Origin of the sequence: Sphingobium sp. TCM1, from assembly GCF_001650725.1 — a bacterium.
Taxonomy (GTDB): Bacteria; Pseudomonadota; Alphaproteobacteria; order Sphingomonadales; family Sphingomonadaceae; genus Sphingobium.
The window spans coordinates 60,145-73,200 of sequence record NZ_LXVX01000013.1; the positions used below are offsets into that span (position 1 = coordinate 60,145).

Here is a 13,056-nt window from a genome sequence, read left to right on the forward strand (position 1 = left end):
CGGGCGCATGATCGCCCTCCTTGCAGGAGGGGAAATCATGCGCCTGACGTTCGCACTTGTTCTGACGACATTGGCGATCGCCGCCCCGGCCGTCGCCGCCCCATCGCCCGATTATGCCGCCGCGCTGGCGGACCCGAAGCGCCCGGCCGAGGCCAGCGCGCTGGACGACAGCCGCAGGCCCGCCGAAACGCTCGCCTTCCTGGGGCTGAAGCCCGGCATGAAGGCGGCCGACATCATGACCGGATCGGGCTATTGGGCGGAGATCATGGCCGACGCCGTCGGGCCGAAGGGCAAGGTGACGGCGTTCGAGCCCAACCAGTTCTACACCCAGCCCGACGAGCAGCTGAAATGGAAGGCGCTGGTCGCCCGCCGACCCGAAGTGAACTGGGCGCGTTATCCGTTCGAGGCGTTCAGTGCGCCCGCAAACAGCTTCGACTTCACCATCATCAACCTCAGCTACCATGATCTCTACTGGCAGTCGGACAAATATGGCATCCCGCGCACCGATCCGGCGGCCTTCGTGAAGACGCTCTACGCGGCGACGAAGCCCGGCGGGATCGTCGGGATCATCGACCATGTGGGCGGCGCGGGCGACACCCGCGCGGTCGTGGACAAGCTGCACCGCATCGACCCGGCCGTGGTGAAGACCGATTTCGCCGCCGCCGGCTTCGTGCTGGAGGCGGAAAGCCCCCTGCTCGCCAATCCGGCGGACGATCACATGAAACTGGTGTTCGATCCGGCGGTCCGCGGCAAGACCGACCGCTTCCTGTTCCGCTTCCGCAAGCCGAAGGGGTAAGCAACCCGCCTGGCATCGATCCGCTCTTGTACCGGAAGGGACCAGTTTTGCCGTTCGAGCCTTTTTGTTTCATCACCCGTCCGCTTTTCCGTCACCCCAGCGAAGGCTGGGGTCTCAGGCGATCAGAGGATGAGATTTGAAATATCCCGCCAATCGGGATTGCTCTCCTCTAGGCGCCGGATTTCCACTCGCGCTTCCACGCCTTTATGCCTTCTCACCGGCAATGGCGTGTGTGATGTCATCATGGGGTCCTGCCAGAACGAGTAGCGTGAGGCCGTATTTTTTGCAGAAAGCAGACCCAGTGCCGTTGCGATGCTATTCGACACGCGCAGCAAGGCCTTGCGCCATTCCCTATCGTTGCGCGCATCCGCCTGAGATGCCAGCTTTCGCTGGCATGACGAGATAACATGCCGGCCCTTGCGTTAAGACGCTCGTAGACCCGACCGTCCGCTTTCCACCCCCTTTGTCCGTCCCGATCCGACCGCCCGCTCCCGCTTTGGCCGCAAGGCGCGGGATGACGCGGCATCGCGTCGCTGCCATCCTGCCGCGCATGAACCTCGACGACCTCGACCGGCATGGCGCGGCGCGCCTGCCCGCGCTGCTCTCCCCCGACCAGTGCGCCGCGATCATCGCGTTGTGGGACGATCCCTCCGCCTTCCGCAAGGAGGTAGTGATGGCGCGACACGGCTATGGCAGCGGGCGCTATCGCTATTTCGCCTATCCGCTGCCCGATCCGGTCGCGGCGCTGCGCGAGGCGCTGTGGCCCGCGCTGGCGCGGCACGCCAATCGCTGGGCGGCGATGCTCGGAACGGGCGACATCTATCCCGCGCGTCACGCCGATTTCCTCGCCCGCTGCGCGCTGGGCGGGCAGGACAAGCCGACCCCGCTGCTGCTGCGCTATGAAGCGGGCGACTGGAACGCGCTGCACCAGGATGTCTATGGCCCGCATATCTTCCCGTTGCAGGCGGCGATCCTGCTGTCGCAGCCGGAGCATGACTTCAGCGGCGGCGCCTTCCTGCTGACCGAACAGCGGCCGCGAATGCAGTCCCGACCCGAAGTCGTGCCGCTGGCCCGGGGCGACGCCGTGATCTTCCCGGTGCGCGACCGGCCGGTCATGGGCGCGCGCGGCGTCCATCGCGTGCAGATGCGCCATGGCGTCAGCCGCCTGCTGTCCGGCACGCGCTACACGCTGGGGATCATCTTTCACGACGCCGCCTGACGTCCCACCCGTTCCGGTCCAGCCAGCCCCGGTTCAGCCACCCCATTACATTTTGCGACAAATTTGTCCGGCAAATGCCAGAATCCTGCGACAAGTGGCGGCTAGGCAAATAGGGGTAACAAATCTGTCCCTGGGGGGTTTTCGTGCGCCGTTCCGTATCCGTCTTTCTGCTGCCCTTGATGCTGGGCGTCGCGCCCGGCGCGCTGATGGCCCAGCCGCAGCAGCAACAGCCCAGGGGCGCTGCGCAGGAGGCGAGCGACGAGGGCGAGGAGATCATCGTCACAGGCCAGCCGCAACGCGGCGCGGTGATGGGAGAGATCGAGCCGGAACAGCAACTGTCCCCCGCCGACGTGCGCGCGCTGGGCGTCACGTCGATCAACGACCTCATCACCGAATTGTCGCCCCAGACCAACGGCACCCCGGTCGTGCTGCTGAACGGCAAGCGCATCTCCAGCTTCGCCGAAATTCGCGACCTGCCGACCGAAGCGGTAGCGCGGGTCGACATATTGCCCGAGCAGGTGGCGCTGAGCTATGGCTATGCGCCGACGCAGAAAGTGGTGAACATCGTCCTGCGCCAGCGTTTCCGTGCCGAGACAGGCGAGATGGAGTTGGGCACGACCACCGAGGGCGGGCGCGAGAATGGCGAGTGGGAAGCGGGCATCCTGCGCATTCGCGGCGACAACCGCTTCACCCTGAACCTGGAATATAGCCGCGCCGCCCGCCTGCTGGAAAGCGAGCGCGACATCACCACCACCCCGGCCAATCGCCCCTATGCGCTGGCGGGCAATATCGGCTCGACCACGCTGGGGGCGGAGATCGACCCGGCCCTGTCGGCGCTGGCCGGCCAGACCGTGACGGTGGCCGCCGTGCCGGCGATCGCGGCTGGCGGCGCACCGACGCTGGGCGATTTCGTCGCCGGCGCCAATGCGGCGGCCGTGACCGATCTCACCCGCTATCGCACGCTCAGCCCCGCGACCGAGAATTTCTCCGTCAATGCCACGCTCGCCCGCGCGCTGGGCGGCGTATCGGCGACACTCAACGGGCGGCTGGAACTGTCGGAAAATGACTCGCTCCAGGGGCTGTCGACGGCGGCCCTGGGTCTCGATGCCGGCGGCCCCTTCTCCCCCTTCGGCCAGGACGTCACCCTCTATCGCTATCTGGCGCAGGCCGGCGCGCTGGGGCAGCAGATCCGCGGCACCACCGGCCATGTCGGCCTGACGCTGAACGGGCAGATCGGCCGCAAATGGCAATGGTCCTTCACCGGCAATGGCGACCTGTCGATCACGCGGACGCGCACGGATCGCGGCGTCGCGACCGACGCGATCCAGGCGGCGCTCGACGCGGGCGATCCAAACGTCAATCCCTATGGCGACTTCGCGTCCGGCCTGCTGTCGACCCGCCTGACCGACACGGCGCGCGCCAAAAGCCAGGCGGTGAGCGCCGACCTGCTGGTGAGCGGCGCGCTGCTGCGCCTGCCCGCCGGCGACGTCATGGCCTCGATCCGGCTGGGCGGATCGGCCAACGGCTTTGAAAGCCGCTCGATCCGCTCGGGGGTCGAACGGCCCACTGACTATAGCCGCCAGATCGGCAGCGGGCAGATCAGCATCGACCTGCCGCTTACCAGCCGGTCCAGGGGCGTGCTGGGCGGCGTCGGCGACATCGGCATCAACCTGAATCTCGCGGCGCAGCAATTGTCCGACTTCGGCACCCTCTCGACGCTCGGCTATGGCCTGCGCTGGCAGCCGGTGAAGGCGGTGCAGATCCTGGCGTCGGCCAATCAGGACCGGGCCGCGCCCACCGGCGCGCAGATCACCGATCCGCTGATTGCGACGCCCAACGTCTCGGTCTTCGATTATGCGACCGGGCAGAGCGTGTTCGTGACGCAATGGTCGGGCGGCAACCCCTCGCTGCGCGAAAGCGTGCGCGACCAGTTCCGCCTGAGCGCCACCGTCAAGCCGTTCGAGAAACCGAACCTGACCCTGACGGCCACCTATCTCAACAGCCGCACCAGCAACCCGATCGCTGCCTTCCCGACGCCGACGCCCGACATCGAAGACGCCTTCCCGCAGCGCTTCCTGCGCGACGCCGACGGCAATCTGGTGCAGGTCGATGCGCGGCCGATCAATTTCCTCCGGTCGCGCAGCGAGCAACTGCGCTGGGGCTTCGACCTGTCCATCCCGCTCAAGTCGCGTATCCAGAAGCTGATGGAGGCATGGCGCGCTTCGGGCGGCAAGCCCGAGGATCGGCCGCCCGAATTACAGGCGCTGTTCGGCAATCGCCAGCCGCGCCCCGGCGGGCAGGACGGCGCCCCCCCGCCGGGCGAGGGCGGCGACCGACCGCGCGGCGAAGGCAATAATGCCGGACCGGGCGGACAGGGACGGCCGGGCGGCGGCTTCGGCGGTCCCGGCGGCTTTGGCGGCGGACGGGGACAGGGCGGTGGCGGTGGCCGCCTCAGCTTCAGCCTCTATCACACCTGGCATCTGGAAGAGAGCATCCTGATCGCGCCGGGCGTGCCCGAACTCGACCTGCTGAACGGCGACGCCACCGGATCGTCGGGCGGCCAGCCGCGGCATGAGGTCAAGGCGCGGATCGGCTATATGAACAATGGCATCGGCGCGCGGCTGGGCATCGACTGGGAAAGCGGCACCCATGTCGATGGCGCGCTTGGCGGCGCATCGCGCCTCGAATTCGGCAGCCTCGCGACCGCGAACCTGCGCCTCTTCGCCAATCTGGGGCAGATGCCGCAACTGACGAAGGACATGCCCTTCCTGCGCGGCGCGCGCGTGTCGATCGGCATCGACAATATCTTCAACCAGCGGCGTGAGGTGCGCGACGCGACCGGGGCGACGCCGCTGCGCTACCAGCAGGATTATCTCGACCCGCTGGGCCGCACCGTCTCGATCAGCTTCCGCAAGCTGTTCTTCCCCAATTTCGGGGCGGGCAACCGGCCGCCTGGTTAAATCCCCGTTAGGGACGCCTAAAGCCCGTCCTTCCCCAGCCGTTATGGTCAGTCGTAACGCCGCTTTGGAGACGGACGATGAAACCCATCAGGCTTGTGGTCGTCGATGATTCGCTGACCATCCGCGCCATGATCGAAACGCTGCTGGAAAAGGACCGCCGCGTCGAAGTGGTCGGCATCGCCGGCAATGGCGAGGAAGCGATCGAGATGATCCGGCGCGAAAAGCCCGATGTCGTCACGCTCGACATCGCCATGCCGGGGCGCGACGGCATGGCGGTGCTGGACGAGATCATGGACATGGACCCATGCCCCGTCATCATGCTGTCCAGCCTGCTGCGCGACGGCGCGCCGATCGTCGCCGAAGCGCTCGACCGGGGCGCCGCCGCCTGTTTCAACAAGGCGATGATCGTGCGCGAGGCCAAGCGCTTCCTGAGCCTGATCCGCACCGTCGGACGCGGCCTTGCGATCGTGGAGGAACCGGTCGCGATCGCCGCCTGACGCGGCGACCGGCGGGTTCGATACAGATGAGCAGCGGTGACGGGGGATTATTTCCCCTTCATCGCCTCCACCGCCGCCAGCGTGCTCTTCACATGGCCGGCATAGTTCATCTCGCTGTGGACGAAGGCGATACGCCCCGACGGCGCGATGACATAGGAAGTGCGGTCGGTCATGCCCGGCCGCATCTTGAGCGCCACGTCATAGCCCGACACGATGCCCGGCCCGGCCGATGCGACCGCGAACTTGCCCGCACATTCCTTGGTCGAGAAAGCGACCAGATCGTCGACCGGGTCGGCGGACATGCCGATGACGGTGGCGCCCGCCGCCTTGAACTTCTCGATATTCTCGGCAAATTCGCGCGCTTCGGCCGAACAGCCCGGCGTGAAGGCCTTGGGGAAGAAATAGAGCACCACCGGCCCGCGCTTCAGTTGGTGCGACAGGGTCAGGGTGAAGGTCTTGCCCGCCTGCGCGCCGCGCGTGGTGAAGTCGGGCGCCTTGGCGCCCACGGCGAGCGCGGCCATGGCGGCGCCGGGCAGGAGGACGGTGGCAGCGGCAGCGAGGAGGATAGACAGGCGCTTCATCAGGATGCTCCAATAATCATGCGGCCAAAATCAGACAGAAGGCGGGGGCTGTTCCCACAATTCGATCGCATTGCCCTCCGGATCGTGAATGCGGGCAAAACGGCCGACCTGCGGATCGTCCCATTCCGGCCTGGTGATGATCTCAACGTTGGCGGCGCGCAAGTCCTCCAGCAGCCCGTCAAGGTCCGACACGCGAAAATTGAGCATGAATGCCTTGTCGGTCGCGAAATAATCGCTGTCGGCCTTGAACGGGGCGAATACCATCGGCCCGCCCTGCGGCTGCCAGATCCACTCATTGGGCGTGTCGCCGGGATCGACCACGCAGCCGCCGCCGACATTCAGATGCGTGCGATACCAGGCGGCCAGCGCCTCGGGATCGCGCGAGCGGAAGAACAGGCCGCCCATTCCCAGCACCGGCATGGCATCGACTCCCCTTGGCTATGCCCCGCTGCACTAGCATGGCGGCCACGCCAAGTCATGCGGCGGGAACCGCAAGGCGCCCGGCTGGGTTTTCGCTCCATGCGAAAGATCGTCCCGCTCCTGCCGCTGCTCCTGCCCCTGTTGGCAGCGACCGCCTGCAACCGGCAGGATGATCGGCAGGACCAGCAGCCCGGCGTCGTCGCGAACATCCTCGACCAGACTATGCCCGAAGTGGAGGACGGGCCGACGCCCGCCAACGCCATCACGCCGGTCGAACCGCCACCGGCGATCGACACGCCACCGCCGCCCGCCGCGCCCGGCGGCCTCATTCCCGTCGCCTTGCAGGGCAGCTGGACCGGCATCGACGAACGCTGCGGCGACCGCACCGCCGACCTTGAGCTGACCGTCGTGCCTGACCAGCTGGTCTTCCATGAAAGCGTCGGCACGGTGAAGGCGGTGCGGACGGGCGAGGATGGCCGGGTCGCGGTGGATGCGGCCTTTACCGGCGAGGGACAGAGCTGGACGCGGACGCTCCTGATGCGGCCCTCGGCCGACGGCCGGACGCTGACGATCATGAACGACGGCACGGCAGTGGTGCGCAAGCGCTGCTGATCCGGTCCGCTCGGCCAGGAAAGCCGCTTGCCGCTTTCCCCCGATCCAACTCCCCGCTACAGCCGCGCGATGATCGGCCGCCTGACCCTGAGCGATTTCCGCAACCATGCGGATGCGCTGATCCTGCCCGATCATGCCTTCATCCTGCTGACCGGCGACAATGGCGCGGGCAAGACCAACATATTGGAAGCGGTGTCGATGCTGGCGCCGGGGCGTGGCCTGCGCGGCGCGCCGCTCCGCGCCATGGCGCGGCAGGACGGCGGCGGCGGCTTCGGTGTCGCGGCCGAGGTCGACGGGGTGGTGCTGGGCACCGGAGTCGCCCCCGCCAGTCCCGACCGGCGGCAGGTGCGGATCGGCGGCGTCGCTTCCTCCGCCAATGCGCTGGCCGATCATCTCTCGATCGTCTGGCTCACCCCGGCGATGGACCGGCTGTTCCTCGACAGTCCGGGCGGGCGGCGGCGCTTCCTCGACCGGCTGACGCTGGCGCTGCATCCGGGCCATGCCGCGCACAGCGCGCGCTATGATGCGGCGATGCGAGCGCGCAACCGGCTGCTGACCGACGTGCGCCGCGCCGATCCGGTCTGGCTGACCGCACTGGAAGCGCAGATGGACGAGCATGGTGCGGCGCTTGGCCACGCGCGCGCCGACCTGGTGGCGCGGCTCAACCATGTGCTGGCCGACCGGCCCGACGAACCCTTCGCCCGGCCGCTGATCGCGATCGAGGGCGACGAGGCGGGCGACGAGCCGCTCGCCCCCCGGCTGGCGCGCGAACGGCGGCGCGATGCGGCGGCGGGGCGCACCCTGTCCGGCCCGCATCGGCATGACCTCAACGTCACCCATGTCGCCAAGGGGCAGGCGGCCGCCCTCTGTTCGACCGGGGAGCAGAAGGCGCTGCTGCTCTCGATCCTGCTCGCCCATGCCGCCCTGGTCGCCGCCGACCGGGGACAGCCGCCAGTCCTGCTGCTCGACGAAGTGACGGCGCATCTCGACCCGTCGCGACGGGCCGCGCTGTTCGACCGTCTGGCCGCGACCGGGGGACAGGTGTGGATGACCGGGACCGAAACCAGCCTTTTCAGCGATTTGTCATCCGCCACCCGGCTCACCGTAACCTCCGGACACGTCTTTCGTTCCGCAACATAACGCATCGACAAAACGACTCGTCGCCCCGCGCTTGTCGGTTCGTCCGCGCTCTGCCCTAAGAGCCTCAACGGGGTTAAGCTCTTAAAAAGTCGGGGTCGCAATCGGATGTTCGTAAGTCTTCGCGCGGTTTTCGCGGCATCTGTCCTTGCACTTTCCACCCTGATCGCCCTCCCCGCCAGCGCCGGCACCTTGCAGTGCGCGCCCTTCGCCCGTCAGGTGTCGGGCATCGACATCCACGGCAACGCGAACAGCTGGTGGGGCCAGGCCGAAGGTCGCTACGCCCGCGGCCATGAACCGCGCGTCGGCGCCGTTCTGTCCTTCTCGTCCAGCCGTTCGATGCCGGTCGGCCATGTCGCCATGGTCAGCAAGGTGGTGAGCGACCGCGAAGTGCTGCTGACCCACGCCAACTGGTCCTATCGCGGCGGCATCGAGCGCGATGTCCGCGCCGTCGATGTCTCGCCCAACAATGACTGGACCGACGTGCGCGTATGGTATGGCCCGATCGGTGGCCTGGGGCTGCGCTCCAACCCGGCCAACGGCTTCATCTATGCCGACGCGCCGAAGGTTTCCGACCAGCCGGTCCGCATCGCATCGGCCGAAACCGCCGGCGGCGCTGCCCTGCGCGCTGCTTTCTAGAGCGTTTACCTTTTCCCAATCATCCCGGTTCTAGGATCGTCCCCGGTGGGGCGATTCTTGACATTGCGGGATCGCAAATGGTTCGAAAGACGATCTGGGCAGCCGCGTTGCTGCTGTCCGGGCTTATGGCTGCGCCTGCCTTCGGCGCGGCGATGCTGCAATGCGTGCCCTATGCCCGCATCGTGTCGGGCGTGGAGATACGCGGCGACGCGCTGACCTGGTGGGACCAGGCCGAGGGGCATTACAAGCGCGGCCATGAGCCGAAGAAGGGCGCGGTGCTGGCGTTCCGCCCCCATGGCCCGATGACGCTCGGCCATGTCGCCGTGGTCAGCCGGATATTGGACGACCGGCGCGTGCTGATCCGGCACGCCAATTGGTCGGCGCCCGGCGCGATCGAGGAAGATGTGCTGGCGATCGACGTATCGGATGACGGCGACTGGAGCCAGGTCCGCGTCTGGCACAGCCCGACCGGGCAAATGGGCGCACGGACCAATCCGACCTATGGCTTCATCTATCCCGCCCGGGCGAAGCTGCGCGATTTCACCCCCGACCCGTCGCTGGGCGACAGCGTGCGCTTCGCGACGCTGGGCGGGGATGGATGGGCCGGCCAGACGGCGCCGGCGGCAAAGGCGCCCCGCCAGACCGCGCCCAGGCTGGAGACCGATCTGCGCGTCGTGGCATTTGCCGACAGCGCCCCGGCGGAACGGACGCTGAGCGCGATCATCGCCGATGTGAAGCGCGGCACGATGATGAACTGAAAGAGAAAAGGGCGCCCGTCAATGGCGCCCCTGTCCCGTCGATTATTCGGCGTCGGCGGCCTTGTCCTCGGCGCCTTCGGCCGGCTTCTCGAACCAGGCCTCAACCTCGCCGTTCAGCTTGATCGTCAGCGGATTGCCATGGCGGTCGCGGGTCTTGCCGGCGGCGACGCGAATCCAGCCTTCGGAAATGCAATATTCCTCCACATCCTTGCGCTCCCGGCCCTTGAAGCGGATGCCGATGCCGCGCTGAAGCACGTCCATGTCGAAATGGGGGCTGCGCGGATTGGTGGACAGATGGTCGGGAGGCGTATCGCTCATGGTCGGATTCCTTGAAATGCTGGGCCGCGCCTAGCGTCTGCGGCCATGGGTCGTCAACCGCCGCGCGGGCCATCGACATCGCAGAAGATGCGCCGGATGACCCCCTGGTCCAGCCAGGCGGCGAAACGATTTTCCGCATCGGCGACGCCCGCGAAAGGATAGGCGACCGGGCGCTCGTCGATGGCGCGGCTGGCGCTGGTGAGGCGGGCGACGGCATCGGGCGCCGTGGTCAGGATGCGGCCGCGCCGGTCGGTCGAAGCGCTGTTGACGCCGATCACATGCCCGTCCTCGGCGAAGATCGGGCCGCCGCTGATGCCCGACAGGGTGCCGTCGCCCTCCGGGATGCGCGCGCGCTCGGCCCAGGCCAGCACCGGCTGGGTCAGCTCGCTCCGGCCCCGCCGCGCGCTCGCCGCGCCGATCAGTTCCGATACGACCAGCGTCGGCTCGCCCGCGGGAAAGCCCATATGATAGCCCGGCGTGCCCGGCTGCGGCGTGTGGTCGGACAGGGGCAGAGCATCGGGACTGGGCAATCCGTCGCGGACCAGCGCGGCGTCCGCCTCCCGGCTTTCGACCACCCGCGACACCGGGCTGGCATAGCGGCCATCCTCCAGCCCGATGCGGTTGCAGCCATGGGTGACATGCTCGGCGGTCAGCCAGGCGCCGTCCCGGTCGACGGCGAAGGCGGTGCCCATCGAATCGGCCGGGCCGCCGGGCCGGTCCTCGATCACGAACTGCTCGTCGCCCCATTGCGGTAGCGGACGGCGCGGCGAACGCGGATCATATTGCTCGACCTGGAGCGGCGGCGCGATGTCCTGCCCGAACCAGACGACGAGCAGCAGCGCGCCCAGCGCGAAGGGCAGACAGCCGCACCCTCCCCGCGCCTTGGAACGCGCCATCGGTTCAGCCCGCCACGGCCGCGGCGGTGAGGCAGGCGATCGCCGCCTTCATCATGGCCAGGAAGATCGCGGCCGATCGCTCGTTCGCCTCGATCCGGGCGGACAGCGTGCCGAGCAGGAAGTCGACCAGGCGGAAGGCGATGAGTTGCAGCACCAGCGTGACGCTGCCCCAGATAAGGATGTCCCAGATATTGACCGATCCCGCCAGGCAGAAGCCCAGCGGCACGGCCAGCCCGATCGCCGCCCCGCCAAGGGAAATGGCCGCGGCCTCGTTCCCGGCGCGGATCAGCGCGAATTCGTCGTGCGGAGTTATCCACAGGTAGATGGCAAGCGCCGCCAGCCAGACGAGGGTGGCGGTGCCAAGGTGCAGCAGCAGGATGGGCAGGCCGGACAACAGGCTCTGGATCACGGGCATGGGATCGGTCATGCCGGTGCAATGCCGGAAACCGCCTCCGGGTTCAATCGGCGCACATCATTCCCGGTCGGGCGTGGAGCCGGGACTCGCCTTGGCGCGCCCCGACTCCTCCAAACCGACCGAAGCGTCAGCGGCAGATCCGCACCCGCACATTGCGGTCGCGATAATAGTCGTAGCGCCAGTCGGTCCAGCAGCGCTGGCGGTAGGCATAGCGCCGGTCATAGCCGCGATGGCCCCGCCAGTCGCGACGGTCGCCACGCCAGTGCCGCCGGTCGTCCCAGCGACGCCCATCCCAGCGCCGACCTTCCCAGCGACCATCCCGATCACCGCGCCAGCCGTCGCGATAGTCGTGGGCCTGGGCCGGAACCGCCGCCGCGCCAAGGCCGGCAGTGGCCAGGGTCAGCGCCGCCACACCCTTCCAGAAAAATCTCATGTCGCTCTCTCCTCTTCCACCCCCGCGCGGGGGCATGAGAGGGAGAATGCGCGTCACCGACTGAACCGGCCGCGAACATGGCTGTCAGCCATGGTTAAGGGATCAGCGGCCGCGCAGGGCCGCTTCCGCCTCCAGCATATAGTCACGGGTGATCGGCAGGCTGTGGCGGTCGCGCACATACTGGACCTGGTAATTCACCATGCCGCCATGTTCGAACACGGTCGCCGCGCCGGCCAGGTAGAAGGTCCAGAGGCGGAAGAAACGTTCGTCATAGAGGGCGACGATATCGGCCTTGTGCGCCAGGGTCCGCTTGTACCATTCGCGGATGGTCAGGCCATAATGGATGCGCAGCACCTCCACGTCCGTCACCATCAGGCGCGTGCCCTCGCTGCCGCGGATCATCTCCGACAGGGCCGGGATATAGCCGCCGGGGAAGATATATTTCTGGGTGAAGGCATCGGTGATGCCCGGCCCGTCCACGCGCCCGATCGTGTGGATCAGCATCACCCCGTCGGGTGCCAGCAAGTCGCGGCACTTGTTGAAGAAGGTGCGGAAATGGGCGGTGCCGACATGCTCGAACATGCCGACCGACACGATCCGGTCGAACGGCCCATCCATGTCGCGATAGTCGATCAGCTCGAACCGGACATGATCGGCGACGCCTGCCTCCTCGGCGCGTTGGCGCGCCACCTTCAGCTGCTCTTCCGACAGGGTGATGCCGGTCACGTCGACGCCGCAGGTGCGGTGGAGGTAGAGCGCCATGCCGCCCCAGCCGCAGCCGATGTCCAGCACCTTCATGCCCGGCTTCAGGTGCAGCTTGGCGGCGATATGCGCCTTCTTGTCCTCCTGCGCCTGCTCCAGGCTGATCCCGGCCTCATTGTCCGCATCGGGATAATAGGCACAGCTATATTGGCGGTCGCGGTCCAGGAACAGGGCGTAGAGCGCGCCCGACAGGTCGTAATGATGGGCGACATTCGCCTTGGACCGCGACTTGTGGTTGATGCGCCAGAGCTTCTGGCGGACGCTCTTGAAGCTGCGGTTGAGAAAGGACTTGGCGTCGATCGAGCGCCCCTGCTCCCAGGGATTGTTGGCGCGGATCATGGACACGAATTCCATGATGCCGCCACCCTCTATGCCCACGCGGCCGTCGATCCAGGCTTCGGCCATGCCAAGGCGCGGGTCGCGGATGATGTCGAGCGGCACGCGCCCGTCCCTGAAACGCAGCGCCAGATTGGGAAAGGCCGGATCGGGCCGACCGACCGTGAAGCTGCCGCCAGTATGATAGTGGACCGTCAACTGGCCACGGCGGACCAAATGCTTGAGAACACGTTCAAACAATTTCATGCCGCCACCCTGTCATGTCGTTTTGCGAGCG

16 protein-coding genes are annotated in these 13,056 nt (G+C 67.4%); 8 read left to right on the forward strand and 8 right to left on the reverse strand.

The window, feature by feature from the left end:
• Positions 1-37 precede the first annotated feature (37 nt).
• Complete coding sequence (locus tag A7Q26_RS11600) at positions 38-796, forward strand: class I SAM-dependent methyltransferase (RefSeq protein ID WP_066859828.1); 759 nt, start codon at positions 38-40, stop codon at positions 794-796.
• Positions 797-918: 122 nt separating this feature from the next.
• On the opposite strand, the gene A7Q26_RS25555 is transcribed toward A7Q26_RS11600, so the two are convergent.
• Entirely contained in the window at positions 919-1,131 is a 213-nt protein-coding gene (locus A7Q26_RS25555; protein ID WP_232313777.1) for a hypothetical protein, read from the reverse strand.
• Between the two features lie 179 nt (positions 1,132-1,310).
• On the opposite strand from A7Q26_RS25555, the gene A7Q26_RS11605 reads away from it, so the two are divergent.
• From A7Q26_RS11605 to A7Q26_RS11615, 3 genes are all read left to right on the forward strand, one after another.
• Positions 1,311-2,015, forward strand: coding sequence for a 2OG-Fe(II) oxygenase (locus A7Q26_RS11605; protein WP_066859560.1), 705 nt, complete (start codon positions 1,311-1,313; stop codon positions 2,013-2,015).
• Between the two features lie 179 nt (positions 2,016-2,194).
• Entirely contained in the window at positions 2,195-4,975 is a 2,781-nt protein-coding gene (locus A7Q26_RS11610) for a TonB-dependent receptor (protein WP_443018163.1), read from the forward strand.
• A 77-nt stretch (positions 4,976-5,052) separates the two neighbouring features.
• A complete protein-coding gene (locus A7Q26_RS11615; protein ID WP_066859562.1) occupies positions 5,053-5,472 on the forward strand; it encodes a response regulator in 420 nt (139 codons plus the stop codon).
• A gap of 47 nt (positions 5,473-5,519) precedes the next feature.
• Here A7Q26_RS11615 and A7Q26_RS11620 read toward each other — a convergent pair whose 3' ends face one another.
• Both A7Q26_RS11620 and A7Q26_RS11625 read right to left on the reverse strand, forming a co-directional pair.
• A complete protein-coding gene (locus tag A7Q26_RS11620) occupies positions 5,520-6,053 on the reverse strand; it encodes a peroxiredoxin (protein ID WP_066859563.1) in 534 nt (177 codons plus the stop codon).
• Between the two features lie 30 nt (positions 6,054-6,083).
• Positions 6,084-6,473: a VOC family protein gene (locus A7Q26_RS11625; protein ID WP_066859564.1), complete on the reverse strand. Its 390-nt coding sequence runs from the start codon at positions 6,471-6,473 to the stop codon at positions 6,084-6,086.
• 99 nt (positions 6,474-6,572) lie between these two features.
• On the opposite strand from A7Q26_RS11625, the gene A7Q26_RS11630 reads away from it, so the two are divergent.
• From A7Q26_RS11630 to A7Q26_RS11645, 4 genes are all read left to right on the forward strand, one after another.
• Positions 6,573-7,085, forward strand: a complete 513-nt coding sequence (locus A7Q26_RS11630) for a hypothetical protein (RefSeq protein ID WP_157102539.1) — start codon at positions 6,573-6,575, stop codon at positions 7,083-7,085.
• A gap of 69 nt (positions 7,086-7,154) precedes the next feature.
• Positions 7,155-8,225: a DNA replication/repair protein RecF gene (gene recF, locus A7Q26_RS11635; RefSeq protein ID WP_066859566.1), complete on the forward strand. Its 1,071-nt coding sequence runs from the start codon at positions 7,155-7,157 to the stop codon at positions 8,223-8,225.
• A gap of 105 nt (positions 8,226-8,330) precedes the next feature.
• Positions 8,331-8,861: a CHAP domain-containing protein gene (locus A7Q26_RS11640; RefSeq protein ID WP_066859567.1), complete on the forward strand. Its 531-nt coding sequence runs from the start codon at positions 8,331-8,333 to the stop codon at positions 8,859-8,861.
• Positions 8,862-8,938: 77 nt separating this feature from the next.
• Positions 8,939-9,619, forward strand: coding sequence for a CHAP domain-containing protein (locus A7Q26_RS11645; protein WP_066859568.1), 681 nt, complete (start codon positions 8,939-8,941; stop codon positions 9,617-9,619).
• 42 nt (positions 9,620-9,661) lie between these two features.
• Here A7Q26_RS11645 and A7Q26_RS11650 read toward each other — a convergent pair whose 3' ends face one another.
• From A7Q26_RS11650 to A7Q26_RS11670, 5 genes are all read right to left on the reverse strand, one after another.
• Positions 9,662-9,937 (reverse strand): DUF3297 family protein, encoded by a 276-nt coding sequence (locus A7Q26_RS11650; RefSeq protein WP_066859569.1) that lies wholly within the window; start codon positions 9,935-9,937, stop codon positions 9,662-9,664.
• A 53-nt stretch (positions 9,938-9,990) separates the two neighbouring features.
• A complete protein-coding gene (locus A7Q26_RS11655) occupies positions 9,991-10,833 on the reverse strand; it encodes a S1 family peptidase (protein ID WP_066859570.1) in 843 nt (280 codons plus the stop codon).
• Between the two features lie 4 nt (positions 10,834-10,837).
• Complete coding sequence (locus A7Q26_RS11660; RefSeq protein ID WP_066859571.1) at positions 10,838-11,260, reverse strand: DUF350 domain-containing protein; 423 nt, start codon at positions 11,258-11,260, stop codon at positions 10,838-10,840.
• Between the two features lie 115 nt (positions 11,261-11,375).
• Positions 11,376-11,681, reverse strand: coding sequence for a hypothetical protein (locus A7Q26_RS11665; protein WP_066859572.1), 306 nt, complete (start codon positions 11,679-11,681; stop codon positions 11,376-11,378).
• A gap of 102 nt (positions 11,682-11,783) precedes the next feature.
• Positions 11,784-13,025 (reverse strand): SAM-dependent methyltransferase, encoded by a 1,242-nt coding sequence (locus A7Q26_RS11670; RefSeq protein ID WP_066859573.1) that lies wholly within the window; start codon positions 13,023-13,025, stop codon positions 11,784-11,786.
• Positions 13,026-13,056: the final 31 nt, after the last annotated feature.

Excerpts from the sequence above, each read along its gene's own strand:
- A7Q26_RS11600 (WP_066859828.1), top strand. The coding sequence starts at position 38 with ATGCGCCTGACGTTCGCACTTGTTCTGACGACATTGGCGATCGCCGCC.
- A7Q26_RS11605 (WP_066859560.1), top strand. The coding sequence starts at position 1,311 with ATGACGCGGCATCGCGTCGCTGCCATCCTGCCGCGCATGAACCTCGAC.
- A7Q26_RS11610 (WP_443018163.1), top strand. The coding sequence starts at position 2,195 with ATGCTGGGCGTCGCGCCCGGCGCGCTGATGGCCCAGCCGCAGCAGCAA.
- A7Q26_RS11615 (WP_066859562.1), top strand. The coding sequence starts at position 5,053 with ATGAAACCCATCAGGCTTGTGGTCGTCGATGATTCGCTGACCATCCGC.
- A7Q26_RS11620 (WP_066859563.1), bottom strand. The coding sequence starts at position 6,053 with ATGAAGCGCCTGTCTATCCTCCTCGCTGCCGCTGCCACCGTCCTCCTG.
- A7Q26_RS11625 (WP_066859564.1), bottom strand. The coding sequence starts at position 6,473 with ATGCCGGTGCTGGGAATGGGCGGCCTGTTCTTCCGCTCGCGCGATCCC.
- A7Q26_RS11630 (WP_157102539.1), top strand. The coding sequence starts at position 6,573 with ATGCGAAAGATCGTCCCGCTCCTGCCGCTGCTCCTGCCCCTGTTGGCA.
- recF (WP_066859566.1), top strand. The coding sequence starts at position 7,155 with ATGATCGGCCGCCTGACCCTGAGCGATTTCCGCAACCATGCGGATGCG.
- A7Q26_RS11640 (WP_066859567.1), top strand. The coding sequence starts at position 8,331 with ATGTTCGTAAGTCTTCGCGCGGTTTTCGCGGCATCTGTCCTTGCACTT.
- A7Q26_RS11645 (WP_066859568.1), top strand. The coding sequence starts at position 8,939 with ATGGTTCGAAAGACGATCTGGGCAGCCGCGTTGCTGCTGTCCGGGCTT.
- A7Q26_RS11650 (WP_066859569.1), bottom strand. The coding sequence starts at position 9,937 with ATGAGCGATACGCCTCCCGACCATCTGTCCACCAATCCGCGCAGCCCC.
- A7Q26_RS11655 (WP_066859570.1), bottom strand. The coding sequence starts at position 10,833 with ATGGCGCGTTCCAAGGCGCGGGGAGGGTGCGGCTGTCTGCCCTTCGCG.
- A7Q26_RS11660 (WP_066859571.1), bottom strand. The coding sequence starts at position 11,260 with ATGACCGATCCCATGCCCGTGATCCAGAGCCTGTTGTCCGGCCTGCCC.
- A7Q26_RS11665 (WP_066859572.1), bottom strand. The coding sequence starts at position 11,681 with ATGAGATTTTTCTGGAAGGGTGTGGCGGCGCTGACCCTGGCCACTGCC.
- A7Q26_RS11670 (WP_066859573.1), bottom strand. The coding sequence starts at position 13,025 with ATGAAATTGTTTGAACGTGTTCTCAAGCATTTGGTCCGCCGTGGCCAG.